This is a genomic window from Cupriavidus pauculus, assembly GCF_003854935.1.
Taxonomy (GTDB): Bacteria; Pseudomonadota; Gammaproteobacteria; order Burkholderiales; family Burkholderiaceae; genus Cupriavidus; species Cupriavidus pauculus_C.
The window spans coordinates 658,599-682,761 of record NZ_CP033970.1 but is presented as its reverse complement, the minus strand read 5'-3'; the positions used below and the strand labels follow the sequence as shown (position 1 = coordinate 682,761).

Below are 24,163 nucleotides of genomic sequence, written 5' to 3'. Positions count from 1 at the left end.
TTGTCGTTGTGCTTGTTGTGCTTGTTATGGGTGTTGCCAGGGCGCGCCCGGGAATGGCGCGCCGCTTTGCTGCTATTCACCGGCTGCCGGGGCCAGGCCGCGCCCGGAGGCGTCGGCGCTGGCCGGGGGCAGCGCGGGGAATTCCATCTCGGCATACCGCACGAAGCGCGACTTGCGCGCGATGCGATAGCCCATCCAGATCGCCAGGAAGATCGGAATGCCGACGTACGTGGCGGCCACGGCCACCCAGTCGATGTTGCCCGACGTGAACGCCTGGTAGTTCTGGCCCAGCGTCACGATCATGCAGAGCGCGAACGCGAAGATCGGCCCGTACGGGAAGAACGGCGAGCGGTACGGCAGCCGGTTCAGGTCCAGGCCCTGGGCCACGAAGCCCTTGCGAAAGCGGTAGTGGCTCACGGCGATGCCGAGCCACGCGATGAAGCCGGTCATGCCCGACAGGTTCAGCAGCCACAGGTACACCGACTTGCTTTCGAACAGCGACGTCAGGAAGCACAGCGCGCCCACGGCCGTGGTGGCCAGCAGCGCCATCAGCGGCACGCCATTGCGCGTGAGCCGGGCGAAGATGCGCGGCGCGCGGCCCTCGGTGGCCAGGTTGTAGAGCATGCGCGTGGACGCATACATGCCCGAGTTGCCCGCCGACAGCACGGCGGTCAGGATCACCGCGTTCATCACGCCGGCCGCAAAGGCCAGGCCCGCGTGCCGGAACACCAGCGTGAACGGGCTGACGCCCACGGTTTCCACATCGGTCTTGAGCAGGCTCGGATCGGTGTACGGGATCAGGATGCCGATGATCAGGATGGCCAGCACGTAGAACAGCAGGATGCGCCAGAACACCTGCCGCACCGCGCGCGGGATGTTCCTGGCCGGGTCCGCCGATTCCCCGGCGGCCACGCCGATCAGCTCGGTGCCCTGGAACGAGAAGCCCGCGATCATCGCCACGCCGATCAGCGCGGGCAGGCCGCCCACGAACGGCGCGTCGCCGGTGGTCAGGTTGGCTAGGCCGTTCACGTGCGCAAAGTCGCCGCGCATGATGCCGAAGATCATCAGCGTGCCGATGCCGATGAACGCGATGACCGTGACGACCTTGATCAGCGCGCACCAGTACTCGGCCTCGCCGAAGCCGCGCACCGAGATGGCGTTGAGCGCGAACATCAGGCCCAGGAACAATGCGCTCCAGAGCACGCCGGGCGTGTCCGGGAACCAGTACTGCATCACAAGCTGCGCGGCGGCCAGTTCCACGGCGATGGTCACCGCCCAGTTGTACCAGTAGTTCCAGCCCAGCGCGAAGCCAAAGCCTTCGTCCACGTAGCGCGCGCCGTACGTGGCGAACGAGCCGGAGACCGGCATGTAGGCCGCCAGTTCGCCCAGGCTCGTCATCAGGAAGTACACCATCGCGCCGATCAGGATGTAGGCGGCCAGCGCGCCGCCCGGGCCGGCCTGGGCGATGGTGGCGCCCGAGGCCACGAACAGGCCGGTACCGATGGAGCCGCCGATGGCGATCATGGTGAGATGGCGCGCGCGCAGCGTGCGGCGCAGCCCGGGCGCGTGCGCGCCTTCTGTTGTATGCGATTGAGTGGACATATGAGACATGCGTCCGGCCCTTGTGAGGCCGGGCGGGGTTTACCGGCCCGCGGTCTCCTCTCCGCCGGCCGGCATGGTGGGCGGCATCATAAGAGAAAACAGCGGGCCCGCAAAGGCGGGAAATGCCGGACGCTAATGCCTTAGCGCAACCTTGTGTCGATGCGCGCGACGAAGCCGTCCATCCAGTTGCGCAGGGCAGAATCGGACATGACCAGCGCCGTGCTGCGCCAGAGCACGCGATAGACGTGCCGGCGATCGACCTTGCTGATGCGCGCCGGGTCGAGCCATGCATCGTTTTCCACCAGCAGGGCCAGCGTCTCCAGCCCGATCAGGATCGGCCACAGGCAGGCCAGCCGCAGGCGCACGGCCGTGCGCGGCAGCGCGAACGTGTACGCCATCGCGTCGCGGAAATGATCGAGCGCAACCCGCACCAGCGCGTGCAGCACCGGCCGGGCCTGGGCCGAGCTTTGCGGATCGAGCAGATCCTGCACGGTCAGGCCATGCCGGGCCAGCATCTCCGTGGGCAGGTAGCAGCGGCCGATGCGCAGGTCCTTGCCGCAGTCGCGCAGCACGTTCACCAGTTGCAGTGCCTTGCCGAAGCGCACGCCGCGCGCCAGCATCGTGCCCACCGGCGCGCGGAACGTGCCGGGCAGGTGGGCGTCGGTCATCGTCGTCCAGAACTCGCCGACGCAGCCGGCCACGAGGTAGGTGTAGCGATCCAGTTCCGCCAGCGTGCCGAGCGCGGCCACCTGGCCCGAGCGCTCGTCGGGGAAGGTGCGCAGGTCCAACTCCATGCCTTCGGTCAGCGTGGTGACGATGCCCTGCACGGCGGCGCGATCGGCCGCGGAAAGCTGCGCCAGCACCGCCAGCGCGGGACCGACAGACTCCAGCAGCAGCTTCTCGTTCGAATCGGTCTGCTGGCCGGCAACTTCCACGGCAAGGCGCTGCGCCAGCGCGCCACCATCGTCATCGCCATGGATGCGCGCGCGCAGGGCCAGCAGCAGGTCCAGCCGCTGCGCGGGCGGGATCAGCGACGTATCGGCGATGGTGTCCGCCGCACGCGCCAGCAGATAGGCCAGCCCCACGGGGTCGCGCATGCCGGCGGGCAGGATGCGCAGGGTCAGGTAGAACGAACGGGAAACGCCCTTCAGCAACGGGCCGAGCAGGAAGGCCCGGTTGGGGTTTGGCATGACGCAGGTGGCAGACGGATGGGACGCGGCATTGTACCTATTGCGTCATCCTGCACCGCCGTTGGGGCTTAGGGTGAGGGCCGGCAGATCAAGGACGATTGCCGCAGTTTGAACCGCTTGCCCTCACCCCCGGCCGCTCTCCCGCATGGCGGGAAAGGGAAGCCACCCAGGTTATTGGTCAGCCATCCCCCCACCTACCCCCGCCCGTACTCCAGCTTCGGGTACCAGTTGCCGCGGCCCTCGGGTGTCGTGTCCAGCAGGGTCCAGAGCGGGTCGGGGTCGGGCGCGCTGCGGGGGTCCTCGCCGGGGTCGGCCATCTCGCTGCTCATTTCCACGCTGTAGAAATGCCGCAGCTTGCCGTCGCGCCGGGTGAAGACCGTGTAGGCCGGCATGTCGGCGTCCTCGGCGCTGACGTAGTCGCGCGTGAAATCGCCGTCGGTGTCGGCGTAGACCTTCAGTTGCGTCCAGCCACGCGCGGCCTTGGCGGCCTTCAGGCGGTCGATGGGCGAGCGCGCCACCATCGCCAGCGCCACGCGCTGCTCGATGTCGGGCACCTTGCCTTCCCACGACGCCATCAGCGACGTGCACATCGGGCACGGTTTCTCGCGCTGCGGCCCGAACATGTAGCTGTAGACCACCAGCGTGTCCTTGTCGCCGAACAGGTCGGCCAGCGTGACGGGGCCGTTCTCGCCCGTGAAACGATAGGTCTTCGTCACTTCTCCGCCGGGCGGCAGCGCGCGGCGCATGGCGGCCACGCGCTCGATGTGGCGGCGCAGCTCGATTTCCTCGGCCAGCAGCGCGTTGCGCGCCTGCCGGTACGCATCGCTCTCGTTCGGAAAATGCACGCGGTTGGTGTCGGCCAGGGCACGGGCCGGGGTCAATGTGGACGATTGCGTCATCGTCTTGCCTCCTCAACCAGGGTTTTCGTGGCGTGCGCGCCACGATAGGGAACACCCGCATCCGCCCGGAAAGCCCGGGCCGGCGCGGCCGTCTGACCAGCATAGGCAAGGAACTGTCCACATACGCACCCCGGGCCGCGCGCGGTCATTCCCATGTCATCCCGGGATATGCATAATCTGTAGCATCTGGGCTTCAAGACATGATCTGATGCGCGTGACGATTCGAACCACGACGATTCCCGGATCCCTTGACCGGGGCCCACTGCATCGTGCGGCGGTCTACCTCAATACCGAGGAAGATGCTTCGCCGCTGATGGTCAGTGCATGGAGTCAGCGTGAACCCGACGCCTTTCTGGCGGCCCAGCGCTGGGCCCGCAACCACCACTACATGGTGTCGAATCCCCGCAACGGCACGTACTACGGCGGACGCACCGCCCGCTGAGCTACCCCACCCGCCTGCTTCCATGAAACGATGGCTGCTGTACGCCCTCGCGCTTGCCGCGTCGGGGCCCGCCTTTGCCGATGCCGGCCTGCTCGAACGCCTGGTCGGCGGCTTTTCGCGCGATTCGCTGTGGAAGAACGTGCAGCAGCGCTGCCTGGTGCCGCCCAGCCCGGCCCATGCCGACTGCGTGATCGTGGACCGCGCGCAGGGCTTTGTGCTCTACAAGGACATGATCGGCGCGTCGCACTACCTGGTGATTCCCGACCACGCAATGGCCGGCGTGGATGACCCGCGCGTCTGGCAGGACGGCCCGCGCAACGCGTGGTCGTTCGGCTGGCAGGCGCGCGACATCGTCGGCAAGGCGGTGGGGCGACCGCTGCCGGACACGCTGCTGGGGCTGGCGATCAACGCGCGCACGTCGCGCAGCCAGGACCAGCTCCATATCCACCTGGACTGCATCAGCGACCGCGCGCGCGAATTCCTGCTCAACGGCAATATCGGCACGCAGTGGCAGGACCTGAGCTTCAACGGCAAGCCGATGCGCGCGATGCTGGTGCCGGCCGAGCCGGCGGCGCTGCCGGTCAACCCGTTCTCGCTGGTGCGGCAGGACGTGCTGGGCAAGGCCGCCGACGGCACCATTGCCGACCGGGGCGTGTTCGTGGCCTATGTGAAGCCCGCGGCCGGGCCGGCCGGGTTTGTGGTGGTCGACGAGCCCGTGGACAAGGCGCGCGGCAGCAACGGCCATGCGAGCGACTTCCTGGACCGGGGCTGCAAGCTGGGCCGGGCGGACCCGACCGACCGCTAGCCCTGGGTTTCGCCAGGCGGAACCCGGCGCCGGCTGCGCGGTGATCGACCGGTTTAATTGCCGCCACGCGCGCGCAGGCACGGCACGGGCGCGCGGCCCGCGTAGAATCGACGCGAAACACGGGCGGCAAGCCCTCCACGACGCGCATCGATGAATACCCCGGCAGCAGAACCGGCAGCAGACCGGCGCCCCCATCCTTCCCCCGCCATTGACGACAGCACGGCCGCGCGCGGCATTGCGCTGCTGACGTTCGCCTTTATCCTGAGCCAGTTCTACCGGAGCTGCCTGGCCGTGATCGCGCCCGAGCTGCAGCACGATTTCGGGCTGTCGCCGGCCGGGTTTGGCGCGCTGTCGTCGTGCTTCTTCCTGGCGTTCGCGGTGGCGCAGATCCCGGTGGGCATCGCGTTCGACCGCTACGGCGTGGGCCGGCCCACGGCGTGGCTGCTCGGCGTGGGCGCGGCATCGGCCATCGGCTTCGTGCTGGCTCCCAGCGGGGCGCTGGCGATGGTGGCGCAGATGGGGCTCGGGCTGGCCTGCGCGCCGGTTTTCATGGGGCTGCTGCACTACGCTTCGGAGCAATTGTCCGAGCGCCAGTACATGCGCGTGGTGAGCCGGTCGAACGCCATGGGCATGATTGGCGCGCTCTGCGCCACGGCGCCGCTGGGCTGGTTCTCGCAGCATTTCGGCTGGCGGCCCGCGCTGGCGATCTCGGCGCTGTGCATGGTGGGCGCGTGCTGGGGCGTGTGGCGCCATGTGCGCGATGGCGGGCATGCGCAGGCGCGCCAGGCGCCGATGGGCGCGATGCTGGCCGAGAGCGCGCGGCTGCTCGGCATGTGGCCGCTCTGGACGCTGATTCCGCTGTGCGTGGCGATGGCCGCCGGCACGGGCTTTCGCAACGCGTGGAGCGGGCCGTACCTGGCCGACGTGTTCGGCCTGCAGGCGGGCCCGCGCGGCGTGGCGCTGACGCTGCTGAGCCTGGCCGGCTTTGCCACGGCGTTCCTGCTGCCGGTGCTGGTCCGGCGCAGCACGATCAAGGCGACCATCGGCGGCTGGGCCGGCCTGTCGATGGCGGGCGGCATCGTGCTGGCGGCGTGGCCCGATGCCGGCGTGGTGCAGGGCGTGGGCATGATGGCGCTGCTGTCGACCATCGGCATGCTGCATCCGCTGGTCATGGCGCAGGGCCGCGCGCTGATTCCGCCGGCCAAGCGCGGGCGCGGCCTGGGGCTGCTGAACACGTTCGTGTTCCTGGGCTCGGCGCTGACGTCATGGGGCTTCGGGCTGATCGCCAACGCCGGGCACCTGCGCGACTGGCCCGTCGCCCATACCTATTCGGCGATCTTCCTGTCCGCCGTGGCCGTGGTGGCGCTGTCGCTGCTGCCGTACTGGTTCAGCCCCACGCGGGCCGGCCAGGCGTCGCGCTAGCCGCCAACTTTACAAAAAGCTTTCAGCGCGGCGCTGCCGCCGCAATTCGCGTTTTCCCTGAGTTTTCGCTCAAGTTCCGCTCCGCTCGTCCGTTAGGTCTTCCAATGTCTGTTCTTGCGTACATGGAGATGTGCGGGGACGCAGGCGGAGCGGCCGGACGCGCAGCGCGCGGTCTTCCGGCGGCCACGAACCCAATCGATCAGGTAGAAGACATGAAGAATCTTGGTATTGGTGTGCGCCTTGGCATTGGCTTTGGCGTGGTGCTGGTGTTGTCGCTGCTCATGACCGTCGTGGGCGTGCTGCGCCTGCAGGAGGTTGCGGGCCGCACGCACGCGATGATGCAGGAGCCGCTGGCCAAGGAACGCGTGGTCAGCGACTGGTACCGGCTGATGTATGCCAGCGTGCGCCGTACCACGGCCGTGGCCCGCAGCAGCGACCCCACGCTGGGCGCCTTCTTTGCCAAGGAGACGAAGTATTCGACCGATGCCATCGCGGCGCTGCGCGACAAGATGCAGCCGATGCTGACGTCCGATGCCGAAAAGGCCGCGTTCCAGCGCATCCTGGTGGTGCGCAACCCGTACAACGAATCGCGCGACAAGATCACCAAGCTCAAGGCCGAGGGCCTGACCGACGAGGCCAACAAGGTGCTGGATACCGAGTTCGTGCCCGCCGGCGACGCCTACCTGGGCGAAATCCAGAAGCTGCTGGACATCCAGCGCGCGGCCATCGACGCCACCGCGCTGGAGATCAACGGCATCTACGAAAGCGCGCGCAACGGCCTGATCGCCCTGGGCGTGATCGCGCTGGCCATCGGCGTGGCGTTTGCGTGGTGGCTGACCATCGGCATCACGCGCCCGCTGCACCGCGCCGTGGGCTTTGCCCGCACCGTGGCCGCCGGCGACCTGAGCAGCCGCATCGAGGTGGACAGCACCGACGAGACCGGCCAGTTGCTGGAAGCGCTGCGCGAGATGAACGACAACATCCTGGGCATCGTGCGTGAGGTGCGCAATGGCACCGAGGCCATCGCCACGGGCACCAGCCAGATCGCGGCCGGCAATACCGACCTGTCGCAGCGCACCGAGGAACAGGCGTCGTCGCTGCAGGAAACGGCGTCGAGCATGGAGGAACTGACCAGCATCGTCCGCCAGAACGCCGACAGCGCCAAGCAGGCCAGCGCGCTGGCCGTGAACGCGTCCGAGGTGGCCACCCAGGGCGGCGAGGTGGTGGGGCAGGTCGTCAACACGATGGACGAGATCAACACGTCGTCGCGCAAGGTCGTCGACATCATCTCGGTGATCGAGGGCATCGCGTTCCAGACCAACATCCTGGCGCTGAACGCGGCGGTGGAAGCGGCCCGGGCCGGCGAGCAGGGCCGCGGCTTCGCGGTGGTGGCGGGCGAGGTGCGCAGCCTGGCGCAGCGCAGCGCCACGGCGGCCAAGGAAATCAAGTCGCTGATCGGGGATTCGGCGGATCGCGTCGAGCGCGGCTCGCAACTCGTGGCGCAGGCCGGCCAGACCATGGAGGAAATCGTCAGCGCGGTGAAGCGCGTGACCGACATCATGGGCGAGATCAGCGCGGCGTCGGCCGAGCAGAGCGCCGGCATCGAGCAGGTGAACCAGGCGGTGACGCAGATGGACACCGTGACGCAGCAGAACGCCGCGCTGGTGGAACAGGCCGCGGCGGCCGCGGGTTCGCTGGAAGAGCAGGCCCAGCGGCTCAAGGAGGCCGTGGCGACGTTCCGCCTGGCCGCCTGAGCGCCGCTGCTACTGGGTCTTGGGCGGCACGATCTTGCCGCCCGTCTCGCCGGCCGGTGCCTTGTGCTGCATCGACGGCATCATGTTGCTGTTCAGGTGGAACATCACCCAGAGCGACCCCGTGAGGGTGATGACCACCAGCGTGAGCGTGAACATCAGCGACAGCATGTTCCAGCCGCCTTCCGACTTCGCGTTCATATGCAGGAAGAAGATCATATGGACGACGATCTGCACCGCGCCGATCAGCAGGATCACGATCGCCGTGGTCGACGACTTCTCGAACACCTCGCCCATCACGAGCCAGAACGGTATGGCTGTCAGGAACACCGACAGCACGAAGCCGGTCAGGTAGCCGCCCAGCGTGGCGTGCGGCCCGATGTCCTCGTCATGATGGCCGTGGCCGTCGTGGCCGTGCCCGTCCAGGGCATGGTCTTGTGCGCTCATGGCAGGGTCCCCATCAGGTAGACGAACGTAAAGACGCCGATCCAGACGACGTCCAGGAAGTGCCAGAACATCGACAGGCACATCAGCCGCCGCTTGTTGGCCGTGATCAGGCCGTGCCGGCCCACCTGCACCATCAGCACGATCAGCCACACCATGCCGAACGTCACGTGCAGCCCGTGCGTGCCGACCAGCGCGAAGAACGACGTCAGGAACGCGCTGCGCGTGGGGCCGGCGCCCTCGTGGATCAGGTGCGCGAATTCATAAAGCTCCACGGCCAGGAAGGCCGCGCCGAACACGCCGGTGATGGCCAGCCAGATCTGCGTGCCGGCCACGCGGTTCTGCTGGAGCTGGAGCATCGCAAAGCCGTACGTGATCGACGACAGCAACAGGAACGACGTGTTCAGCGCCACCAGCGGCAGCTCGAACAGCTCCGCGCCGGTGGGGCCGCCCGCGTACTCGCGGCCCAGCACGCCGTAGGCGGCGAACAGGCACGCGAAGATCAGGCAGTCGCTCATCAGGTAGAGCCAGAACCCCAGCAGCGTGCCGTTCTGGGGGTGATGCTCCTCGGTCAGGTAGAACTGGTAGCCGCCGGGCGGCACGTCGTCTGCCGCGGCGGTGTCGTTCACATGGAGGGGGAGGGTGGTATCAGCCATGGCCTGCCATCAGTTGGGTGCGCGCCGCCTCCGTCCGGACCACGTCCTCGGTCGGGATGTAGTAGTCGCGCTTGTAGTTGAAGGTATGGATGATTGCCGCGATGACCGTGGCCGCGAACGACGCGATCACCAGCCACCAGATGTGCCAGATCAGCGCGAAGCCCATCAGCGTGGACAGCCCCGCCAGCACGATGCCGGCCGCCGTGTTCTTGGGCATGTGGATCGGGATGAAGCCCTCCAGCGGCCGCACATAGCCGTGCTGCTTCATCTGCCACCAGGCGTCGGTGTCGTGCACCACCGGCGTGAACGCGAAGTTGTACTGCGGCGGCGGCGACGACGTGGACCATTCCAGCGTGCGGCCGTTCCAGGGGTCGCCCGTGGTGTCGCGCAGTTCCTCGCGGCGCCGGAAGCTGACTACCAGCTGGATGATGAAGCAGGCAATGCCGCACGCGATCAGGAACGCGCCGAACGCGGCGGTGACAAACCAGGGCTGCAGCGTCGGGTCGTCGAAATGGTTCACGCGGCGCGTGACGCCGAGCATGCCCAGCCAGTACAGCGGCATGAACGCAAAGTAGAAGCCGACCAGCCAGAACCAGAACGACGCCTTGCCCCACGACGCCACCAGCCGGTAGCCGAACGCCTTGGGGAACCAGTAGTAGATGCCGGCCATTAGCCCGAACAGCACGCCGCCGATGATCACGTTGTGGAAGTGGGCGATCAGGAACAGGCTGTTGTGCAGCACGAAGTCCGCCGGCGGCACCGCCAGCAGCACCCCGGTCATGCCGCCGATCACGAAGGTGACCATGAAGCCCACCGTCCACAGCATCGGCGCCTCGAACTTGATCTTGCCGTGGTACATCGTGAACAGCCAGTTGAAGATCTTGGCCCCGGTCGGGATCGAGATGATCATCGTCGTGATCCCGAAGAACGAGTTCACGCTGGCGCCGGATCCCATGGTGAAGAAGTGGTGCAGCCACACCAGGTACGACAGCACGGTAATCACCACCGTGGCGTAGACCATCGACGCGTAGCCGAACAGGCGCTTGCGGCAGAACGTGGCGGTGACCTCCGAGAAGATGCCGAACACGGGCAGCACCAGGATGTAGACCTCGGGGTGGCCCCAGATCCAGATCAGGTTCACGTACAGCATGGCGCTGCCGCCCTGGTCGGCCGTGAAGAAGTTGGTGCCGACGTAGCGGTCCAGCGACAGCAGCGCCAGCGCGGCCGTCAGCACCGGGAACGCGGCGATGATCAGCACGTTGGTGCACAGCGACGTCCACGTGAAGATCGGCATGCGCATCAGCGTCATGCCCGGCGCGCGCATCTTGACGATCGTCACCAGCAGGTTGATCCCCGATAGCAACGTCCCCACGCCCGCCACCTGCAGCGCCCATATGTAGTAGTCGACGCCCACGTCCGGACTGTGCAGGATGCCCGACAGCGGTGGATAGGCCAGCCAGCCCGTGCGCGCAAATTCACCGACGAACAGCGACATCATCACCAGGATGGCGCCGCCCGTGGTCATCCAGAAGCTGAAGTTGTTGAGGAACGGGAACGCCACGTCGCGCGCGCCAATCTGCAGCGGCACCACGAAGTTCATCAGCCCCGTGACCAGCGGCATCGCCACGAAGAAGATCATGATCACGCCGTGCGCCGTGAAGATCTGGTCGTAGTGGTGCGGCGGCAGGTAGCCCAGGTTGTCGCCAAAGGCGATGGCTTGCTGGATCCGCATCATGATCGCGTCGGCAAAGCCGCGCAGCAGCATGACGATGCCCAGCACCATGTACATGATGCCGATCTTCTTGTGGTCGATGCTGGTGAACCACTCGCGCCACAGGTACCCCCAGACGCGGTAGTAGGTCAGCAGCGCCACCAGGGCCAGGCCGCCCAGCACCACGACGGCGAAGGTGCCGATCAGGATCGGCTCGTGCAGCGGGATGGCCTCCCAGGTCAGGCGGCCAAAGATCGTATTGGCGAGTTCGGAACGCTCGGGCATGGTTGTCACCTGGGCCGGTACCGGCCCGCGAGGGCCGATGGAGACGGCGAATGTTGAAACGGGGTTGTCCTGCCGGCAGTACGGGCGGGGGCGGCAATGCGGGCGCCGCGCATCAGCGCAACAGCCGGTTGCCCTCGCCGGACGACGCGGTATCTGGCGCGAACGCCGGCGCGGCGGCCGGGGTGTTGCTCGCGGTGCAGATGGCCGATGACGGATCGAACCTCAGCCGGCCGGGATTCCGGTTCTGGGCCATGGTGTCCGCCAGGCAGGCGCCGCCGTCTACACAGCGGTTCAGGATCAGGTGATAAAGGTCGGGCGCCACGCTGGCGTAGCGCTGCACGGGCTCGCGCTCGCTGGGCTGGGCCAGCTTCAGGTAGGCGTCCTTCGACAACTGCGTGCCAGACGCCTTGGCCTGCGCCACCCAGCGGTCGAAATCGGCGTCGGCCAGGCCGTGGAACTTGAACGTCATGTGCGAGAAGCCGGCCCCGCTGTAGTTGGCGGACAGCCCCTCGTAGACGCCGGCCTTATTGATCACGGCGTGGAGCTTGGTCTCCATGCCGGGCATCGCGTAGACCATGCCGGCCAGCGACGGCACGAAGAACGTGTTCATGACCGACGTGGCGGTGATCTTGAAGGCAATCGGGCGATCCACCGGCGCGGCCAGTTCGTTGACGGTCGCGATCCCCTGTTCGGGGTAGAGGAACAGCCATTTCCAGTCCATCGCCACCACTTCCACGGTCAGCGGCTTGACGTCGGCCGGCACGGGGCGTCCTTCGTCGATGCGGGTCAGCGGGCGGTAGGGGTCGAGCTGGTGGGTGCTGACCCAGGTGACCGCGCCCAGCGCGATGATGATCAGCAGCGGGGCGGCCCAGATGGCCAGTTCCAGCACCGTGGAGTGGTCCCACTCGGGGTTGTACGGCGCGTCGCCCTTCTCGCGGTAACGCCACGCAAAGAGCAGCGTGAGGCATATGACCGGCACGATGATCAGCAGCATCAGGCAGGTGGCGATGATGATCAGGTCGCGCTGCCGGACGGCCATGTCGCCCTGGGGCGACAGCAGGACCGCGTTGCTGCATCCCGCAAGCGCCAGCAGTAGGGCGATTGCGGCACTTCTCGCAAGTAATTTTCCCGTCACACTTAACTTCGGCACTACAGCTTCGGAGCGTGGCATGGTCTTGGAAGTGGCGTTTGATTCACGTCGATCTCGGACTGCCGTAGCAATCTTCTGATTTCCAATGGCAGTTTAGGCGCTATTCTTGTGACTGCGGGACTTTAAGTGCAGTACGACATTCCTTCCGCACTCGATGGAGACTTTCAGATGGCAAGTCTGACTCACCAGCATCGCGCGTCGCCGACTGCACCTCCGGCGCCCGGCCACCATGAGGTGGCACCTGCCGAAATCGCCACTGGCGTGGTGATTGGCCGCGCTTCCGAGTACTTCGATTTCTTCGTCTACGGCATCGCGTCGGTGCTGGTCTTTCCGTCGGTCTACTTCCCGTTCGCAAGCGAATTGGCGGGATTGCTATTCAGCTTCGCGATCTTCTCGTTCGCGTTTATCGGACGCCCGTTTGGAACGGCCCTGTTCATGCGCGTGCAGCGCCGCTGGGGGCGCGGCACCAAGCTCACGGCGTCGCTGTTCCTGCTGGGCACGGCCACGGTGGGCATCGCGTTCCTGCCGTCCTACGCCTCCATCGGCAGCGCGGCCATCTACCTGCTGTCGCTGTTCCGCTTCCTGCAGGGCATTGCGTTCGGCGGGTCGTGGGACGGGCTGCCGTCGCTGCTGGCCCTGAACGCGCCGGAGAACAAGCGCGGCTGGTACGCGATGGTGGGCCAGCTGGGCGCCCCGACCGGCTTCATCGTCGCCGGCGCGCTGTTCCTGTTTCTGAGCGTGAGCCTGACGCCGGCCGAGTTCATCGACTGGGGCTGGCGCTATCCGTTCTTCGTGGCGTTCGCGATCAACGTGGTGGCGCTGTTCGCGCGGCTGCGGCTGGTGGTGACGCACGAATACACGCGGCTGCTGGAAGAGGACGAACTGGAGCCGATCAGCACGCTGCAGATGGTGAACGCGCAGGGCTTCAACATCTTCCTGGGCGCGTTTGCGTCGCTGGCCAGCTATGCGCTGTTCCACCTCGTGACCGTGTTTCCGCTGTCGTGGGTGAGCCTGCACAAGACGCAGGCGATCAGCGACGTGCTGGCCGTGCAGATCGTCGGCGCCGGCATCGCGTTCATCGGCACGCTGATCTCCGGCTGGCTGGCCGACCGTATCGGCCGCCGCACCACGCTGGCGACGATGGCGGTGCTGATCGGCCTGTTCAGCCTGGCCGCGCCGTGGCTGCTCGATGGCGGGGCGACCGGGCAGGACATCTTCATCCTGGTGGGATTCGGGCTGCTCGGCCTGTCCTACGGGCAGGCGGCCGGCGTGGTGACGTCGAACTTCGACACCAAGTTCCGGTACACGGGTGCCGCGCTGACCACGGACTTCGGCTGGCTGTTCGGCGCCGCGTTCGCGCCGCTGGTGGCGCTGGGGCTGTCGTCGCTGTTCGGGCTGGCCGCGGTGAGCCTGTACCTGCTCTCCGGCGTGGTGGCCACGCTGATCGCGCTGCGGATCAACCGCGCACTGGGCACGCCCGACAACGACTGAACCGGCCACCGTTCGGACCCTGGCCAGGCGCGTGCCGCAGCAATGCGGCGCGCGCCTTTGCATTGGGGCGCCCGGCCGCCCCTTTGACTATTGGCGCGGGCTTCGACATGCTCACGGTTCGAATTGGGAGATACCGTGAAAGACCTGATCCAGGGCATTCTGAAGTTCCAGCGCGAGGAATTCCCCAAGCGGTCCGCGCTGTTCCAGGAACTGGCCACGCAGCAAAGCCCCACCACGCTGTTCATCGCGTGCTCGGACAGCCGCGTTGAGCCGGCGCTGTTGACGCAGAGCGAGCCCGGCAAGCTGTTCGTGATCCGCAACGCCGGCAACATCGTGCCGGCCTACGCGGTGCAGCCCGGCGGCGTGTCGGCCAGCGTCGAATATGCGGTGGCCGGGCTCAAGGTGCGCGACATCGTGATCTGCGGCCACTCCAACTGCGGCGCGATGACGGCGGTGGCCATGTGCCAGTGCCTGGACCACATGCCGTCGGTGGCGCAGTGGCTGGAACATGCCGCCGGCGCCCGGCGCGTGAGCCTGGCGCGGCCGCATGCGTCGGACCGCGAGCGCGTGGACGACATGGTCCGCCAGAACGTGATCGAGCAGCTTGCACACCTGCGCACCCACCCGTGCGTGGCCCAGGCGCTGGCCGCGCGCCAGATCGAACTGCACGGCTGGTTCTACGACATCGGCACCGGCGCCATCGACGCGCTGGACGGCAAGACCGGCCAGTTCGTGCCGCTGGCCGATTTTCCGGCGGTCACCGCCACGGACATGGCCCCCTGAGCGCGCCGCGCGGCAGGTCCGGCGGAAAGTGAAACAAACCGTACATGGTGCACCATCGGCCGGATTTGCCGTTATTGTTGTCATTCAACGAGGACAAAAAACGGCCAATCCGCCCATGCAGTTGCCCCCGATTCCTTCCAACGAAGCCGCGCGCCTGGCCACGCTCCGCTCGCTGAGCGTGCTCGACACCCCGCCCGAGGAGCGGTTCGACCGCCTGACCCGTCTGGCCAAACGCCTGTTTGGCGTGCCCATCGCCGTCGTCAGCCTGATCGATGCCAACCGGCAGTGGTTCAAGTCCTGCCAGGGGCTGGACGTCACCGAAACCTCGCGCGGCACGTCGTTCTGCGGCCACGCCATCTGCGGCGACGACATCCTGCTGATTCCCGATGCCACGCAGGACGCCCGCTTCCATGACAACCCGCTGGTCACCGGCGAGCCCCATATCCGCTTCTACGCCGGCCGGCCGCTTTCCGCGCCCAACGGCGCCAAGCTGGGCACGCTCTGCCTGATCGACCGCAAGCCGCGGTCGTTCGACGACGAGGACCGCGCGCTGCTGCACGACCTGGCGCGCATGGCCGAGCAGGAGCTGGCGGCCGTGCATCTGGCGACGATGGACGAGCTGACGTCGCTGTCCAACCGGCGCGGCTTTGCCGTGCTCGGCCAGCACGCCATCGAGCTGTGCCGTCGCCTGAACCGCCCGGCGACGCTGGTCTTCTTCGACATGGATGGCTTCAAGCCGATCAACGACCGCTTTGGCCACGCCGAGGGCGACCGCGCGCTGATGGCGTTCGGCGCGGAGCTGCGCGCCGCGTTCCGGGAATCCGATGTGGTGGGCCGCCTGGGCGGCGATGAATTTGCGGCGCTGCTGACCAATACCGACGCCACCGGCTGCCAGGACGCGCTGGCGCGCCTGCACCTGCAGGTCGATGCCTGGAACACGCGCAACCCGGCCGGCTACGCGCTGCGCTTCAGCGCGGGGGTCATCGCCTTCGACCCCCAGCGGCACGGCAACGTGCACGACCTGCTGGCCGAGGCGGACGCGGCGATGTACCGCAACAAGGCCGCGCGCAAGGCCGGCCGGCACTAGCCGCGCGGGCTAGCGGCCGGCGGGGGCGGCGCGCATGACGCCGGCGGCAATCTCGCTGGTCAGCGCGTCCACCGCTTCCAGCTCGGCCTCGCCGATCATCACCGGCGCGCGGGCGGCGCCCCAATCGCCGTAGATCATGGCGATGCAGCGGTTGCGGATCTTGACCGGCGCCAGCAGCACCGTGCGGGCGTCCGGAATCGCGTCCCGATACCAGCGCGGCATGCGGTGGGCCACTTCGGCGTCGAACGTATCCTCGATCAGCAGCGGGCGGGCCGCCAGGCCGGCAAAGTGGAATACGTCGGGCACGAAGCCTTCCTCGAACGACAGCGCGGGCAGTACCTCGCGCATGCCGTCCCCGAAGCCCAGCCGCGCGTGAAAGCGGCGCGTGGTCGGGTTCAGCATCATCAGGAAGCAGCGCGAGAAATCCAGCGCCCGCATGGTGGTTTCCAGCACCATCGGCGCCAGTTGCGAGACGGTCAGGTTGGCCCCCTCGCGCTGGACTTCGTCCAGCCCCTGGCGCAGGCGCTCCAGCACGTTGACGGGCACCGGGCCGTGCGGCGCGGCGCCATCCGCCGGGGCGGCGGCTTCCGAGGCCGAGATCGACGTGTTCAGCACCTCGGCCTGCCGCACCGCCACGCTGACATCGCTCGGATTGAGCCCCAGCACCTTGGCATGGGTGCTCAGCAGCGCCTCCACGGACGCCTCGGTGCCTTCGCGGACCATCGTCACGGCGGCCTCGGCCGACACATGGGCGATGGCGGACAGCCAGTCGGCATGGGTTTCCAGCACGGTCTCGTTGGACAGCGTGCGCGGCTTCATCGCATGGGCGATCAGCCCCGGCAGCCGCCACTTGCGCGCGGCGGCCTCGGCAATCTCTTCCAGCGAGACGCCCAGCACTTCCTTGGCCGCCTCGTCCTCGGTCATCGGGTGCGCGGCGCACATGGCCTCCACGCGCTCCCATTCCTCGGGGAAGTAGAACACCAGCAGCAGGCGGCTCATGTGGTGCATCAGCGTGCAGACCACCGCCTCCTCGCCCTCGTTGATGCCGCGCGCCTGGGTCAGCGCGCGCGTGATCTCGCCCGCCACCAGCGCGCGCTGCAGCGCCTTGAGCGCCTGCGGCCGCTTGGGCGCCACGCCGTGGAAGTAGTCCAGCAACTGGATGCCGAGCGTGAGGTGGCTGATCGCCTCCACCCCCAGCACCAGGATGGCCCGCGACACGGTGGTGACCTCGCCGCCGAAGGACCGGTACATCGCCGAATTGGCCAGCCGGATCACCTTCTGCGACAGGCTGAAGTCGGACAGCACGCTCGTGGCCATCTCGCCCACGGTCAGGTCGGCGTTAAGCGTCTTGAAGATGTTGTCGACGCAGTACTGCAGCGTCGGAAAGTCGCCTTGCTGGGCCATGCGGGCCCACAAGGTCTCGAAGAATTCGGACTTGGACATCAGGCGCCCACCCGCTGCGTGAACACTTCGTCGTCGCCCATGATGAGCCTGCCGTCGAGCACCGCGTTCTCGAAGTCCGCCGGACTCAGCGCCCGCGCGTAGCGCCAACCCTGCACGAGGTCGCAGCCCTGCGCGGCCAGCAGCGCGCCCTGCGCGTCGGTCTCCACGCCCTCGGCGATGGCCACCAGCCCCAGCTCGCGGGCCAGCGACAGCACGGCGGACACGATGGTGCGCGCGTGCGGGGAATCGATCATGTCGGCCACGAAGCTGCGGTCCACCTTCAGCGCCGACAGCGGGAAGCGCCGCAGGTACGACAGGCTCGAATAGCCGGTGCCGAAGTCGTCCACGGCAAAGCGGATGCCCAGCGCGCGCAGCGACAGCAGCAGCCGCTCGGCGGCCTTCGGGTCGGTCATCAGCACGCTTTCGGTGATTTCCAGCACCAGGCGGTCCGCGGCGATGCCGGCGTCCTGGATGGCGCTGCGCACGCTGTCGTAGAAGTTGGGATGCAGGAACTGCACCGCCGACACGTTGACCGACATATGGCCCACGTGGATGCCCTGGGCATCCCACGCGGCCAGCTGCGCGCAGGCGCAGCGCAGCGCCCACGAGCCCAGATGCTTGATCAGCCCGTTTTTCTCGGCCACCGGGATGAAGATGTCCGGGCGGATGTCCTCGCCGGCGTGTTCCCAGCGCATCAGCGCCTCGACGGCGCAGATCTCGCCCGTGCCGGGCCAGACGATCGGCTGGTAGTGCAGCAGGAATTCGCCGCTCTGCACCGCCTCGAACATGCTCTGCTCGATGCGGAACTGCTCGTCCAGCCGGCGTTCCAGCTCGGGCGAATAGATGCAGTAGCGGTTCTTGCCCAGCGCCTTGGCCTCGTACATCGCCAGGTCCGCGCGGCGCAGCCATTGCGATTCGGATTGCGCGGCACCGGTGGAAAACGACAGCCCGATGCTGGTGGTGATCCGCACGTGGCAGCCGCCCAGCAGGAACGGCTGGCGGCAGACGTGGATCACGCGCTCCAGCAGGCGGTGCGCGTCGGCCTCGGTTTCCAGCCCGTCCAGCAGCAGCACGAACTCGTCGCCGCCCAGCCGCGCCACGCTGTGGTGGCTGCGCACGGTGTCCTGCAGCCGGGCGCCCACTTCCTTGAGCAGCGCGTCGCCGTATTCGTGGCCCAGCGAGTCGTTGATGTTCTTGAACCCGTCCAGGTCCATCAGCGCCAGCGCGAACGGCTGGCTGGCCAGCGGGCCGGATGTGTATTCCTCGATCCGCTTGCGGATATAGGCGCGGTTGCCCACGCCGGTCAGCGGATCCAGGAAGGCACGCTCGGTCAACTGGCGCTCGGATTCGATCCAGTCGGAAATGTCGTGGCCGAACAGCAGCAGGCTGGCGCCGCCGCCGGCGCCACGGTGATGGCTCACGCGCAGGTCGATCCAGCCGGGGCCGCCGCTGCCGCCGGCCACCCGCACGCGCTCGCGCCGGGGGGCATGGTCGTGGGCGCAGCCCTGGAGCATGCGCGCCACGCGCTCGCGCGATTCCAGCGCGATCAGGTCCAGCACGGACGTATGGAGCAGGTAGTCGAGCGGATAGACCAGCAGGTCGGCCGTGGTCTCGGTGGCTTCGAGGATGCGGCCCTGGACGTCGACCCGCATGGCCAGCGCGCCGGAAGCTTCCAGCAACGCCCAGGCCTCGCCCCCGGCAGGGGTGGCACCGGCCAGCCGGCGGTCGGCAGGCTCGGGTGCCAGGGCTACATCGAATGCAAGCGCGGTCATGTATCGGTTATGCCCGAAGTCCTGTGGACGCAGGACGGATATCGGATGGAATTCTATGAATCTGAAGCGCCGTGACCCCGGGAGATGACACCAGTCCGCGGCAAACCTTGGCACGGAACATGACCACTGGCATTGGCGGGGCGGTTTGACGCGACAGCGGCGATTCTAATACGACCTGGCGTCCGCCTGAACACCGCATGGACAAACGGATTGCGGGAATCGGCGCGCCCGCAACACGCGCCCCCGGCCGCCGGGGGGCGCGGCGCGGGCGGGATTGACTCCCCCGGCGAAATCCGTGACACTCGCCGGCATGACCTGCCTGGGCGGCCAATGGCCGCGGACAGTCATCGACAACCCGCCCATCGAGGCGGGTTTTTTTGTGGCCGTCGTCCGGGAGGGGGGCTGGGGAAAGAGGGAAAACCCTGAGCGGGCTGGCGAAGCGATGGCCGGCGCGTCGGCCGGCCAGCTTCCCGCTCCCATGTGGCGGGAGCGGCGGGAGCGGTGGAGTGCGTCAGGCCTTCTCGGGCCCGAAATCCTCGGCGTCCACGTCGTAGTTCGCCGGTTCCCAGCGGATTGCCAGCAGCGCCAGCAGGCCGGCCAGCGGGGCCAGCGCGATGACCCAGAACACCTTGGTCGACAGCGCGGCGGCCAGCACCGGGAACAGGAACAGCGACGCCGTGGAACTGGCGCGCATCAGCGTCTGGTTGAAGCCGACGCCCACGCCGCGCAGCGACGTCGGGTAGCTCAGCGACGCGTAGGTCATGGTATGCGCGCCCGGGCCAAAGCCCTGGCCCAGCAGGAACAGCGCCAGGAAGGCAATGGCGGTGGCCACCTGCGCGCCGCCGTCGGGCTTGCCGACCAGCGCCAGGCCCACCAGCGCGGCAAGCTGGCAGGCGTAGCCGGTGACGGTCAGCTTCCAGGCGCCCGTTTTGGGCACCAGATGCACGCCAATCAGCCCGCCGACGAACGCGAACAGCAGGTTCAGCGCCAGCGACACCAGGATGGTCGTCAGCATGGTCTGGGCCAGGAAGCTGGCGATGATGACCGGCAGGCCGAACGCCACGGCGTTGTAGGCGAACGACGACGCAATCGACATGATCGTGGCCAGCGTGGTGCGGCGCGCGTAGACCCCCTTGAGCAGCAGGCCGTAGTTGCGCCACGACGCCGGGCGCTTGGGCGGCTCGGCCACGGCGTCGGGCGCCACCACGGCGTCGATGCCGTACGACGTGCGCAGGATCTTGGCCGCGCCTTCCAGGTCGCCCTGGTTGGCGGCCCACACCGGCGATTCGCTCATGTAGCGGCTGCGCACGGCGATGATGATCAGCGCCGGCACCGCGCCAAAGCCCAGGATGATGCGCCAGAGCAGCCCGCTGTGCGATTCGGGCAGGATCGCGTAGCATCCCAGCACCAGCAGGTACGACACGCAGATGGCCGCGTACCACGTGGGGCACCACATCGCCACGCGCGCGGCCTTGTTGCCGTGCCCCTTCAGTTTCGAGAATTCGGCCAGGAACGCCATGGCCACGGGCAGGTCGATGCCGACGCCCAGGCCCATCACGAACCGGGCGCCGGCCAGCACGTACTCGTTCGGGGCCAGCGCGCAGGCAATGGCGGCGATCACGAAGCAGAGCATGTCGGCCATGAACACGCGGTAGCGGCCGATGCGGTCGGTGAAATAGCCACCCAGGAAGGCGCCGACGATGGCGCCGAACGTGATGGCCGACGCCACCATGCCGGTACCGGCCGGCGTCAGGCCGAATTCCTTCGAAACGTCCTTGAGGCCGAAGGCGAGCGCGCCAAGGTCATAGGCATCGAGGAAAATGCCGCCCAGCGCAATGGCCACGACGATCCGGGCATTGCTGACGGCGGCACCGCCTTCGTTGACGAGCCGCGCCACGTCGGCGGCGGAACGGATGACGGCGCGCGCGGGCGGCGCCTGGGTGGCAGCCTGTGCGCCAGCGGGCGACAGGGCGAGATCGACTGACATTTGTAGTTTTCGAGGGCGCTTGAAAAGGAAGGCGGACGCCTCCCAGCACCCGCCCGTCAGCGGTGGATCGTACGACAACCGGCCCGGCGCGGCCAAATGCATTGTTGTTATATCTTTAGAACCGCACCTTGGCGGGGCCTTGCCGGGCCTGGCATTGCAAGCTGGCTGAAAGGCAGCCGGCCGGACCCTGATGTACGATGACTGCCGTTGACCACAGCAAGTACCAACGGAGACAAGGGATGACAGGACAGAGCAAGGTGGCGCTGGTCACCGGCGCGGCGCGGGGCATCGGCAAGGCCGTGGCCCAGGCCATGCTGGCGGACGGCTATCGGGTCGTGCTGGCGGGCCGGACCGCCGAGACGCTGGAAGCGCTGGCCGCGCAGGCCCGCGCCGCGGGACAGACCGCGCTGGCCGTGCAATGCGACGTCAGCCGCCCGGAATCGGTCGATGCGCTGTACGCGACCGTGCGCGAGCACTTCGGCCGGCTCGACGTGCTGTTCAACAACGCCGGCATCAACGCGCCGGCCGTGCCCATCGACGAACTGTCGGTCGAACAGTGGAAGGCCGTGGTCGATACCAACCTGACCGGCGCCTTCCTGTGCGCGCGCGGCGCGTTTGCGCTGATGAAGTCGCAGGACCCGCGCGGCGGCCGGATCATCAACAACGGCTCGATCTCGGCCCACGCGCCGCGCCCGAACACCGTGCCCTACACGGCCACCAAGCACGCCATCACCGGCCTGACCAAGAGCCTGTCGCTCGATGGCCGTGCCCACGACATCGCCTGCGGCCAGATCGACATCGGCAACGCCGGCACCGACATGGCCAACCGCATGGCGCGCGGCGTGCCGCAGGCCAACGGCGACATCCGCCCCGAACCGCTGATGGACGTCGCCCATATCGCCAGCTCGGTGCTGCATATGGCCAACCTGCCGCTGGACGCCAACGTCCAGTTCATGACGGTGATGGCGACGAAGATGCCGTTCGTGGGACGGGGGTAAGGAGAGCGTCTGGGGACGGGGGAGAGGGCAAGCGGCTTAAAGCGATTCAGATTGCGACGATCGCCGGCCCTTGAGGCTGCAAGCTACCGCCCGCCCTGCCGCCCCGCCATGAACGCCGCGGCGTCGGCCGCCGTCATGCCGCGCTCGTCGCGGGCTTCGGGGTCGGCGCCGTGGGCTTTCAGCAGTTCCACGATGTCGGTGCGCTGGAACATGGCGGCCGTCATCAGCGCCGTGCGGCCGTCGGGCGATGCGCCTTCGACGTCCGCGCCGTGTTCCAGCAGGATTTCGATGATGGCCTGGTAGCCCTTGTAGGCCGCGCCGGCAATCGGCGTCTGGCCCATGGCGTTGCGCGTGTCTGGCGATGCGCCGGCCTGCAGCAGCGTGCGCAGGGCGTCGGCGTGGCCGTGGTAGGCGGCCAGCATCACCAGCGTGTCGCCTTTTTCGTTGCGCAGGTTTGGCGGCATGCCGCGTTCGATCAAGGCGGCCAGTGCCGCAGCGTCGCCATTGCGCGCGAGATCGAAGACCTGGCCAAGCGCGGCGATCATGCGGGCTTCTTCGTCCGCGGTCATGGTGGGGGCCCGGTTTTCGTCCATTGCCGATTCCTTTCTCATTCGCCCTCTCCCGGGCAGGGCGGGAGAGGGCGTACTGCCTGAACTACGTGATTACCTGGCCTCGATCTTCTCGATCGCGGCCGCCACGCCGGCGCCGTAGGCCGGGTCGGCCTTGGTGCAGTGCTCGATGTGGCGTTGCTGGATGGGCTTGGACACCCCCTTGATGGCGCGCGCCGTATTGTCGAACAGCGCCTGCTGCTGCGCCGGAGACATCAGGCGGAACAGCGCGCCCGGCTGCGAGAAGTAGTCGTCGTCCACACGGTGGTTCCAGTGGTCGGCGCTGCCTTCCAGCGTCAGCGGCGGCTCGCGGAAGTCCGGCTGCTCGGCCCACTCGCCCTTGGTGTTCGGCTCGTAGGCGATGGTGCCGCCCTGGTTGCCGTCGGTCCGGCCGCGGCCGTCGCGGTGGTAGCTGTTGACGTAGCGCGCGGCCTTGGGCGAGTTCACCGGGATCAGGTGATGGTTCACGCCCAGGCGGTAGCGCTCGGCGTCGCCGTACGAGAACAGGCGGCCTTGCAGCATCTTGTCGGGCGAGAAGCCGACGCCCGGCACGATCGTCGACGGCGCGAAAGCGGACTGCTCCACCTCGGCGAAATGGTTCTCGGGGTTGCGGTTCAGCTCCAGCGTGCCCACTTCGATCAGCGGGTAGTCCTTGTGCGGCCAGACCTTGGTCAGGTCGAACGGGTTGTACGGCACCTTGCTGGCGTCGGCCTCGGGCATGATCTGCACGCAGAACTTCCAGCGCGGGAAGTCGCCGCGCTCGATGGCTTCATACAGGTCGCGCTGGTGGTATTCGCGGTCCTGGCCCGTCACCTCGGCGGCCTCGGCGTCGGTCAGGTTCTGGATGCCCTGCTGGGTGACGAAGTGGAACTTGACCCAGTAGCGCTCCATGTCCTTGTTGATGAAGCTGTAGGTGTGGCTGCCGAAGCCGTGCATGTTGCGCCAGCTGCGCGGGATGCCGCGGTCGCTCATCACGATGGTGACCTGGTGGAACGCCTCGGGCAGGCTGGTCCAGAAGTCCCAGTTGTTCTCGGCGCTGCGCATGCCGGTGCGCGGGTCGCGCTTCACGGCGTGGTTCAGGTCGGGGAACTTGAGCGGGTCGCGCAGGAAGAAGACCGGGGTGTTGTTGCCCACGAGGTCCCAGTTGCCTTCCTCGGTATAGAACTTGATGGCGAAGCCGCGGATGTCGCGCTCGGCGTCGGCCGCGCCGCGCTCGCCGGCCACCGACGAGAAGCGCATGAACAGCTCGGTCTTCTTGCCGACCTGCGAGAACAGGTCGGCGCGGGTGTACTTGGTGATGTCGTTCGTGACGGTGAACGTGCCGTAGGCGCCCGAGCCCTTGGCGTGCATGCGGCGCTCGGGGATGACCTCGCGGTCGAAGTGGGCCAGCTTTTCCAGGAACCAGACATCCTGCAGCAGTGCCGGGCCGCGCGGGCCCGCGGTCTGGATATTGTTGTTGTCGACGACAGGCGCGCCGAAAGCGGTCGTGAGCTTTTTCATGGGACTGGACTCCTTGGTGCATGGCGCGCGACGGGCGGGTCATGCGTGGACGTTTGTGGGTCTGCTTCCAGGCTGCCACCGGCGCTGCGGTGCGACCGGCGGGAGACAGGTGGAACTATCGCAGATGGAATGCGACA

The 24,163-nt window shown here is 67.7% G+C and carries 20 protein-coding genes; 8 read left to right on the top strand and 12 right to left on the bottom strand.

Annotation, left to right across the window (positions count from 1 at the left end; genetic code table 11):
• Window positions 1-72: 72 nt before the first annotated feature.
• The 3 genes from EHF44_RS21130 to EHF44_RS21120 form a co-directional block, all read right to left on the bottom strand.
• Window positions 73-1,602: an amino acid permease gene (locus tag EHF44_RS21130; RefSeq protein ID WP_124685663.1), complete on the bottom strand. Its 1,530-nt coding sequence runs from the start codon at window positions 1,600-1,602 to the stop codon at window positions 73-75.
• Window positions 1,603-1,742: 140 nt separating this feature from the next.
• Window positions 1,743-2,792 (bottom strand): phytoene/squalene synthase family protein, encoded by a 1,050-nt coding sequence (locus tag EHF44_RS21125; RefSeq protein WP_124685662.1) that lies wholly within the window; start codon window positions 2,790-2,792, stop codon window positions 1,743-1,745.
• Between the two features lie 194 nt (window positions 2,793-2,986).
• On the bottom strand, window positions 2,987-3,691 hold the full coding sequence (locus tag EHF44_RS21120; protein ID WP_124685661.1) for a DUF899 family protein: 705 nt from the start codon (window positions 3,689-3,691) through the stop codon (window positions 2,987-2,989).
• A 208-nt stretch (window positions 3,692-3,899) separates the two neighbouring features.
• Between EHF44_RS21120 and EHF44_RS21115 the strand changes: the two genes are divergently transcribed.
• The 4 genes from EHF44_RS21115 to EHF44_RS21100 all read left to right on the top strand — a co-directional run bounded on the left by EHF44_RS21115 (window position 3,900) and on the right by EHF44_RS21100 (window position 8,114).
• The gene (locus tag EHF44_RS21115; protein WP_124685660.1) at window positions 3,900-4,133 is read left to right on the top strand and encodes a CDP-diacylglycerol pyrophosphatase; all 234 of its coding nucleotides are present in this window, start codon (window positions 3,900-3,902) and stop codon (window positions 4,131-4,133) included.
• A gap of 22 nt (window positions 4,134-4,155) precedes the next feature.
• A complete protein-coding gene (locus EHF44_RS21110) occupies window positions 4,156-4,938 on the top strand; it encodes a CDP-diacylglycerol diphosphatase (RefSeq protein WP_124685659.1) in 783 nt (260 codons plus the stop codon).
• A 150-nt stretch (window positions 4,939-5,088) separates the two neighbouring features.
• Window positions 5,089-6,360, top strand: a complete 1,272-nt coding sequence (locus EHF44_RS21105) for an MFS transporter (RefSeq protein ID WP_124685658.1) — start codon at window positions 5,089-5,091, stop codon at window positions 6,358-6,360.
• Between the two features lie 212 nt (window positions 6,361-6,572).
• Window positions 6,573-8,114 (top strand): methyl-accepting chemotaxis protein, encoded by a 1,542-nt coding sequence (locus tag EHF44_RS21100; protein ID WP_124685657.1) that lies wholly within the window; start codon window positions 6,573-6,575, stop codon window positions 8,112-8,114.
• A gap of 9 nt (window positions 8,115-8,123) precedes the next feature.
• On the opposite strand, the gene cyoD is transcribed toward EHF44_RS21100, so the two are convergent.
• The 4 genes from cyoD to cyoA all read right to left on the bottom strand — a co-directional run bounded on the left by cyoD (window position 8,124) and on the right by cyoA (window position 12,378).
• Window positions 8,124-8,558 (bottom strand): cytochrome o ubiquinol oxidase subunit IV, encoded by a 435-nt coding sequence (gene cyoD / locus EHF44_RS21095; protein ID WP_124685656.1) that lies wholly within the window; start codon window positions 8,556-8,558, stop codon window positions 8,124-8,126.
• Complete coding sequence (gene cyoC / locus EHF44_RS21090) at window positions 8,555-9,211, bottom strand: cytochrome o ubiquinol oxidase subunit III (RefSeq protein WP_124685655.1); 657 nt, start codon at window positions 9,209-9,211, stop codon at window positions 8,555-8,557. The genes cyoD and cyoC overlap by 4 nt, the downstream gene beginning before the upstream one ends.
• A complete protein-coding gene (gene cyoB, locus EHF44_RS21085; RefSeq protein ID WP_124685654.1) occupies window positions 9,204-11,207 on the bottom strand; it encodes a cytochrome o ubiquinol oxidase subunit I in 2,004 nt (667 codons plus the stop codon). The genes cyoC and cyoB overlap by 8 nt, the downstream gene beginning before the upstream one ends.
• Window positions 11,208-11,319: 112 nt before the next feature.
• Complete coding sequence (gene cyoA, locus EHF44_RS21080; protein ID WP_124685653.1) at window positions 11,320-12,378, bottom strand: ubiquinol oxidase subunit II; 1,059 nt, start codon at window positions 12,376-12,378, stop codon at window positions 11,320-11,322.
• A gap of 147 nt (window positions 12,379-12,525) precedes the next feature.
• On the opposite strand from cyoA, the gene EHF44_RS21075 reads away from it, so the two are divergent.
• The 3 genes from EHF44_RS21075 (at window position 12,526) to EHF44_RS21065 (ending at window position 15,718) form a co-directional block, all read left to right on the top strand.
• Window positions 12,526-13,848: an MFS transporter gene (locus EHF44_RS21075; RefSeq protein WP_124685652.1), complete on the top strand. Its 1,323-nt coding sequence runs from the start codon at window positions 12,526-12,528 to the stop codon at window positions 13,846-13,848.
• Window positions 13,849-13,983: 135 nt separating this feature from the next.
• Entirely contained in the window at window positions 13,984-14,631 is a 648-nt protein-coding gene (locus tag EHF44_RS21070; protein ID WP_124685651.1) for a carbonic anhydrase, read from the top strand.
• Between the two features lie 115 nt (window positions 14,632-14,746).
• Entirely contained in the window at window positions 14,747-15,718 is a 972-nt protein-coding gene (locus EHF44_RS21065) for a GGDEF domain-containing protein (RefSeq protein WP_124685650.1), read from the top strand.
• 9 nt (window positions 15,719-15,727) lie between these two features.
• Here EHF44_RS21065 and EHF44_RS21060 read toward each other — a convergent pair whose 3' ends face one another.
• The 3 genes from EHF44_RS21060 to EHF44_RS21050 form a co-directional block, all read right to left on the bottom strand.
• Window positions 15,728-17,161, bottom strand: coding sequence for an HDOD domain-containing protein (locus EHF44_RS21060; protein ID WP_124685649.1), 1,434 nt, complete (start codon window positions 17,159-17,161; stop codon window positions 15,728-15,730).
• Complete coding sequence (locus EHF44_RS21055; protein WP_124685648.1) at window positions 17,161-18,933, bottom strand: putative bifunctional diguanylate cyclase/phosphodiesterase; 1,773 nt, start codon at window positions 18,931-18,933, stop codon at window positions 17,161-17,163. The genes EHF44_RS21060 and EHF44_RS21055 overlap by 1 nt, the downstream gene beginning before the upstream one ends.
• 511 nt (window positions 18,934-19,444) lie before the next feature.
• The gene (locus EHF44_RS21050; RefSeq protein WP_124685647.1) at window positions 19,445-20,920 is read right to left on the bottom strand and encodes an MFS transporter; all 1,476 of its coding nucleotides are present in this window, start codon (window positions 20,918-20,920) and stop codon (window positions 19,445-19,447) included.
• A 239-nt stretch (window positions 20,921-21,159) separates the two neighbouring features.
• Here EHF44_RS21050 and EHF44_RS21045 point away from each other — a divergent pair, with 239 nt between their 5' ends.
• A complete protein-coding gene (locus EHF44_RS21045) occupies window positions 21,160-21,918 on the top strand; it encodes an SDR family oxidoreductase (protein WP_124685646.1) in 759 nt (252 codons plus the stop codon).
• An 83-nt stretch (window positions 21,919-22,001) separates the two neighbouring features.
• Here the strand turns inward: EHF44_RS21045 and EHF44_RS21040 are convergent, their stop codons facing one another.
• Window positions 22,002-22,487 carry an ankyrin repeat domain-containing protein gene (locus EHF44_RS21040; protein ID WP_124686715.1) on the bottom strand — a complete coding sequence of 162 codons (486 nt, stop codon included), beginning with the start codon at window positions 22,485-22,487 and terminating at the stop codon, window positions 22,002-22,004.
• Window positions 22,488-22,580: 93 nt separating this feature from the next.
• Window positions 22,581-24,026: a catalase gene (locus EHF44_RS21035; protein WP_124685645.1), complete on the bottom strand. Its 1,446-nt coding sequence runs from the start codon at window positions 24,024-24,026 to the stop codon at window positions 22,581-22,583.
• Window positions 24,027-24,163: the final 137 nt, after the last annotated feature.

Coding starts and splice junctions, on each gene's coding strand:
- EHF44_RS21115 (WP_124685660.1), top strand. CDS start 3,900: ATGCGCGTGACGATTCGAACCACGACGATTCCCGGATCCCTTGACCGG.
- EHF44_RS21130 (WP_124685663.1), bottom strand. CDS start 1,602: ATGTCCACTCAATCGCATACAACAGAAGGCGCGCACGCGCCCGGGCTG.
- EHF44_RS21065 (WP_124685650.1), top strand. CDS start 14,747: ATGCAGTTGCCCCCGATTCCTTCCAACGAAGCCGCGCGCCTGGCCACG.
- EHF44_RS21120 (WP_124685661.1), bottom strand. CDS start 3,691: ATGACGCAATCGTCCACATTGACCCCGGCCCGTGCCCTGGCCGACACC.
- EHF44_RS21125 (WP_124685662.1), bottom strand. CDS start 2,792: ATGCCAAACCCCAACCGGGCCTTCCTGCTCGGCCCGTTGCTGAAGGGC.
- EHF44_RS21045 (WP_124685646.1), top strand. CDS start 21,160: ATGACAGGACAGAGCAAGGTGGCGCTGGTCACCGGCGCGGCGCGGGGC.
- EHF44_RS21075 (WP_124685652.1), top strand. CDS start 12,526: ATGGCAAGTCTGACTCACCAGCATCGCGCGTCGCCGACTGCACCTCCG.
- EHF44_RS21110 (WP_124685659.1), top strand. CDS start 4,156: ATGAAACGATGGCTGCTGTACGCCCTCGCGCTTGCCGCGTCGGGGCCC.
- EHF44_RS21050 (WP_124685647.1), bottom strand. CDS start 20,920: ATGTCAGTCGATCTCGCCCTGTCGCCCGCTGGCGCACAGGCTGCCACC.
- EHF44_RS21060 (WP_124685649.1), bottom strand. CDS start 17,161: ATGTCCAAGTCCGAATTCTTCGAGACCTTGTGGGCCCGCATGGCCCAG.
- EHF44_RS21035 (WP_124685645.1), bottom strand. CDS start 24,026: ATGAAAAAGCTCACGACCGCTTTCGGCGCGCCTGTCGTCGACAACAAC.
- EHF44_RS21100 (WP_124685657.1), top strand. CDS start 6,573: ATGAAGAATCTTGGTATTGGTGTGCGCCTTGGCATTGGCTTTGGCGTG.
- cyoB (WP_124685654.1), bottom strand. CDS start 11,207: ATGCCCGAGCGTTCCGAACTCGCCAATACGATCTTTGGCCGCCTGACC.
- EHF44_RS21055 (WP_124685648.1), bottom strand. CDS start 18,933: ATGACCGCGCTTGCATTCGATGTAGCCCTGGCACCCGAGCCTGCCGAC.
- cyoA (WP_124685653.1), bottom strand. CDS start 12,378: ATGCCACGCTCCGAAGCTGTAGTGCCGAAGTTAAGTGTGACGGGAAAA.
- EHF44_RS21040 (WP_124686715.1), bottom strand. CDS start 22,487: ATGACCGCGGACGAAGAAGCCCGCATGATCGCCGCGCTTGGCCAGGTC.
- cyoC (WP_124685655.1), bottom strand. CDS start 9,211: ATGGCTGATACCACCCTCCCCCTCCATGTGAACGACACCGCCGCGGCA.
- EHF44_RS21105 (WP_124685658.1), top strand. CDS start 5,089: ATGAATACCCCGGCAGCAGAACCGGCAGCAGACCGGCGCCCCCATCCT.
- cyoD (WP_124685656.1), bottom strand. CDS start 8,558: ATGAGCGCACAAGACCATGCCCTGGACGGGCACGGCCACGACGGCCAC.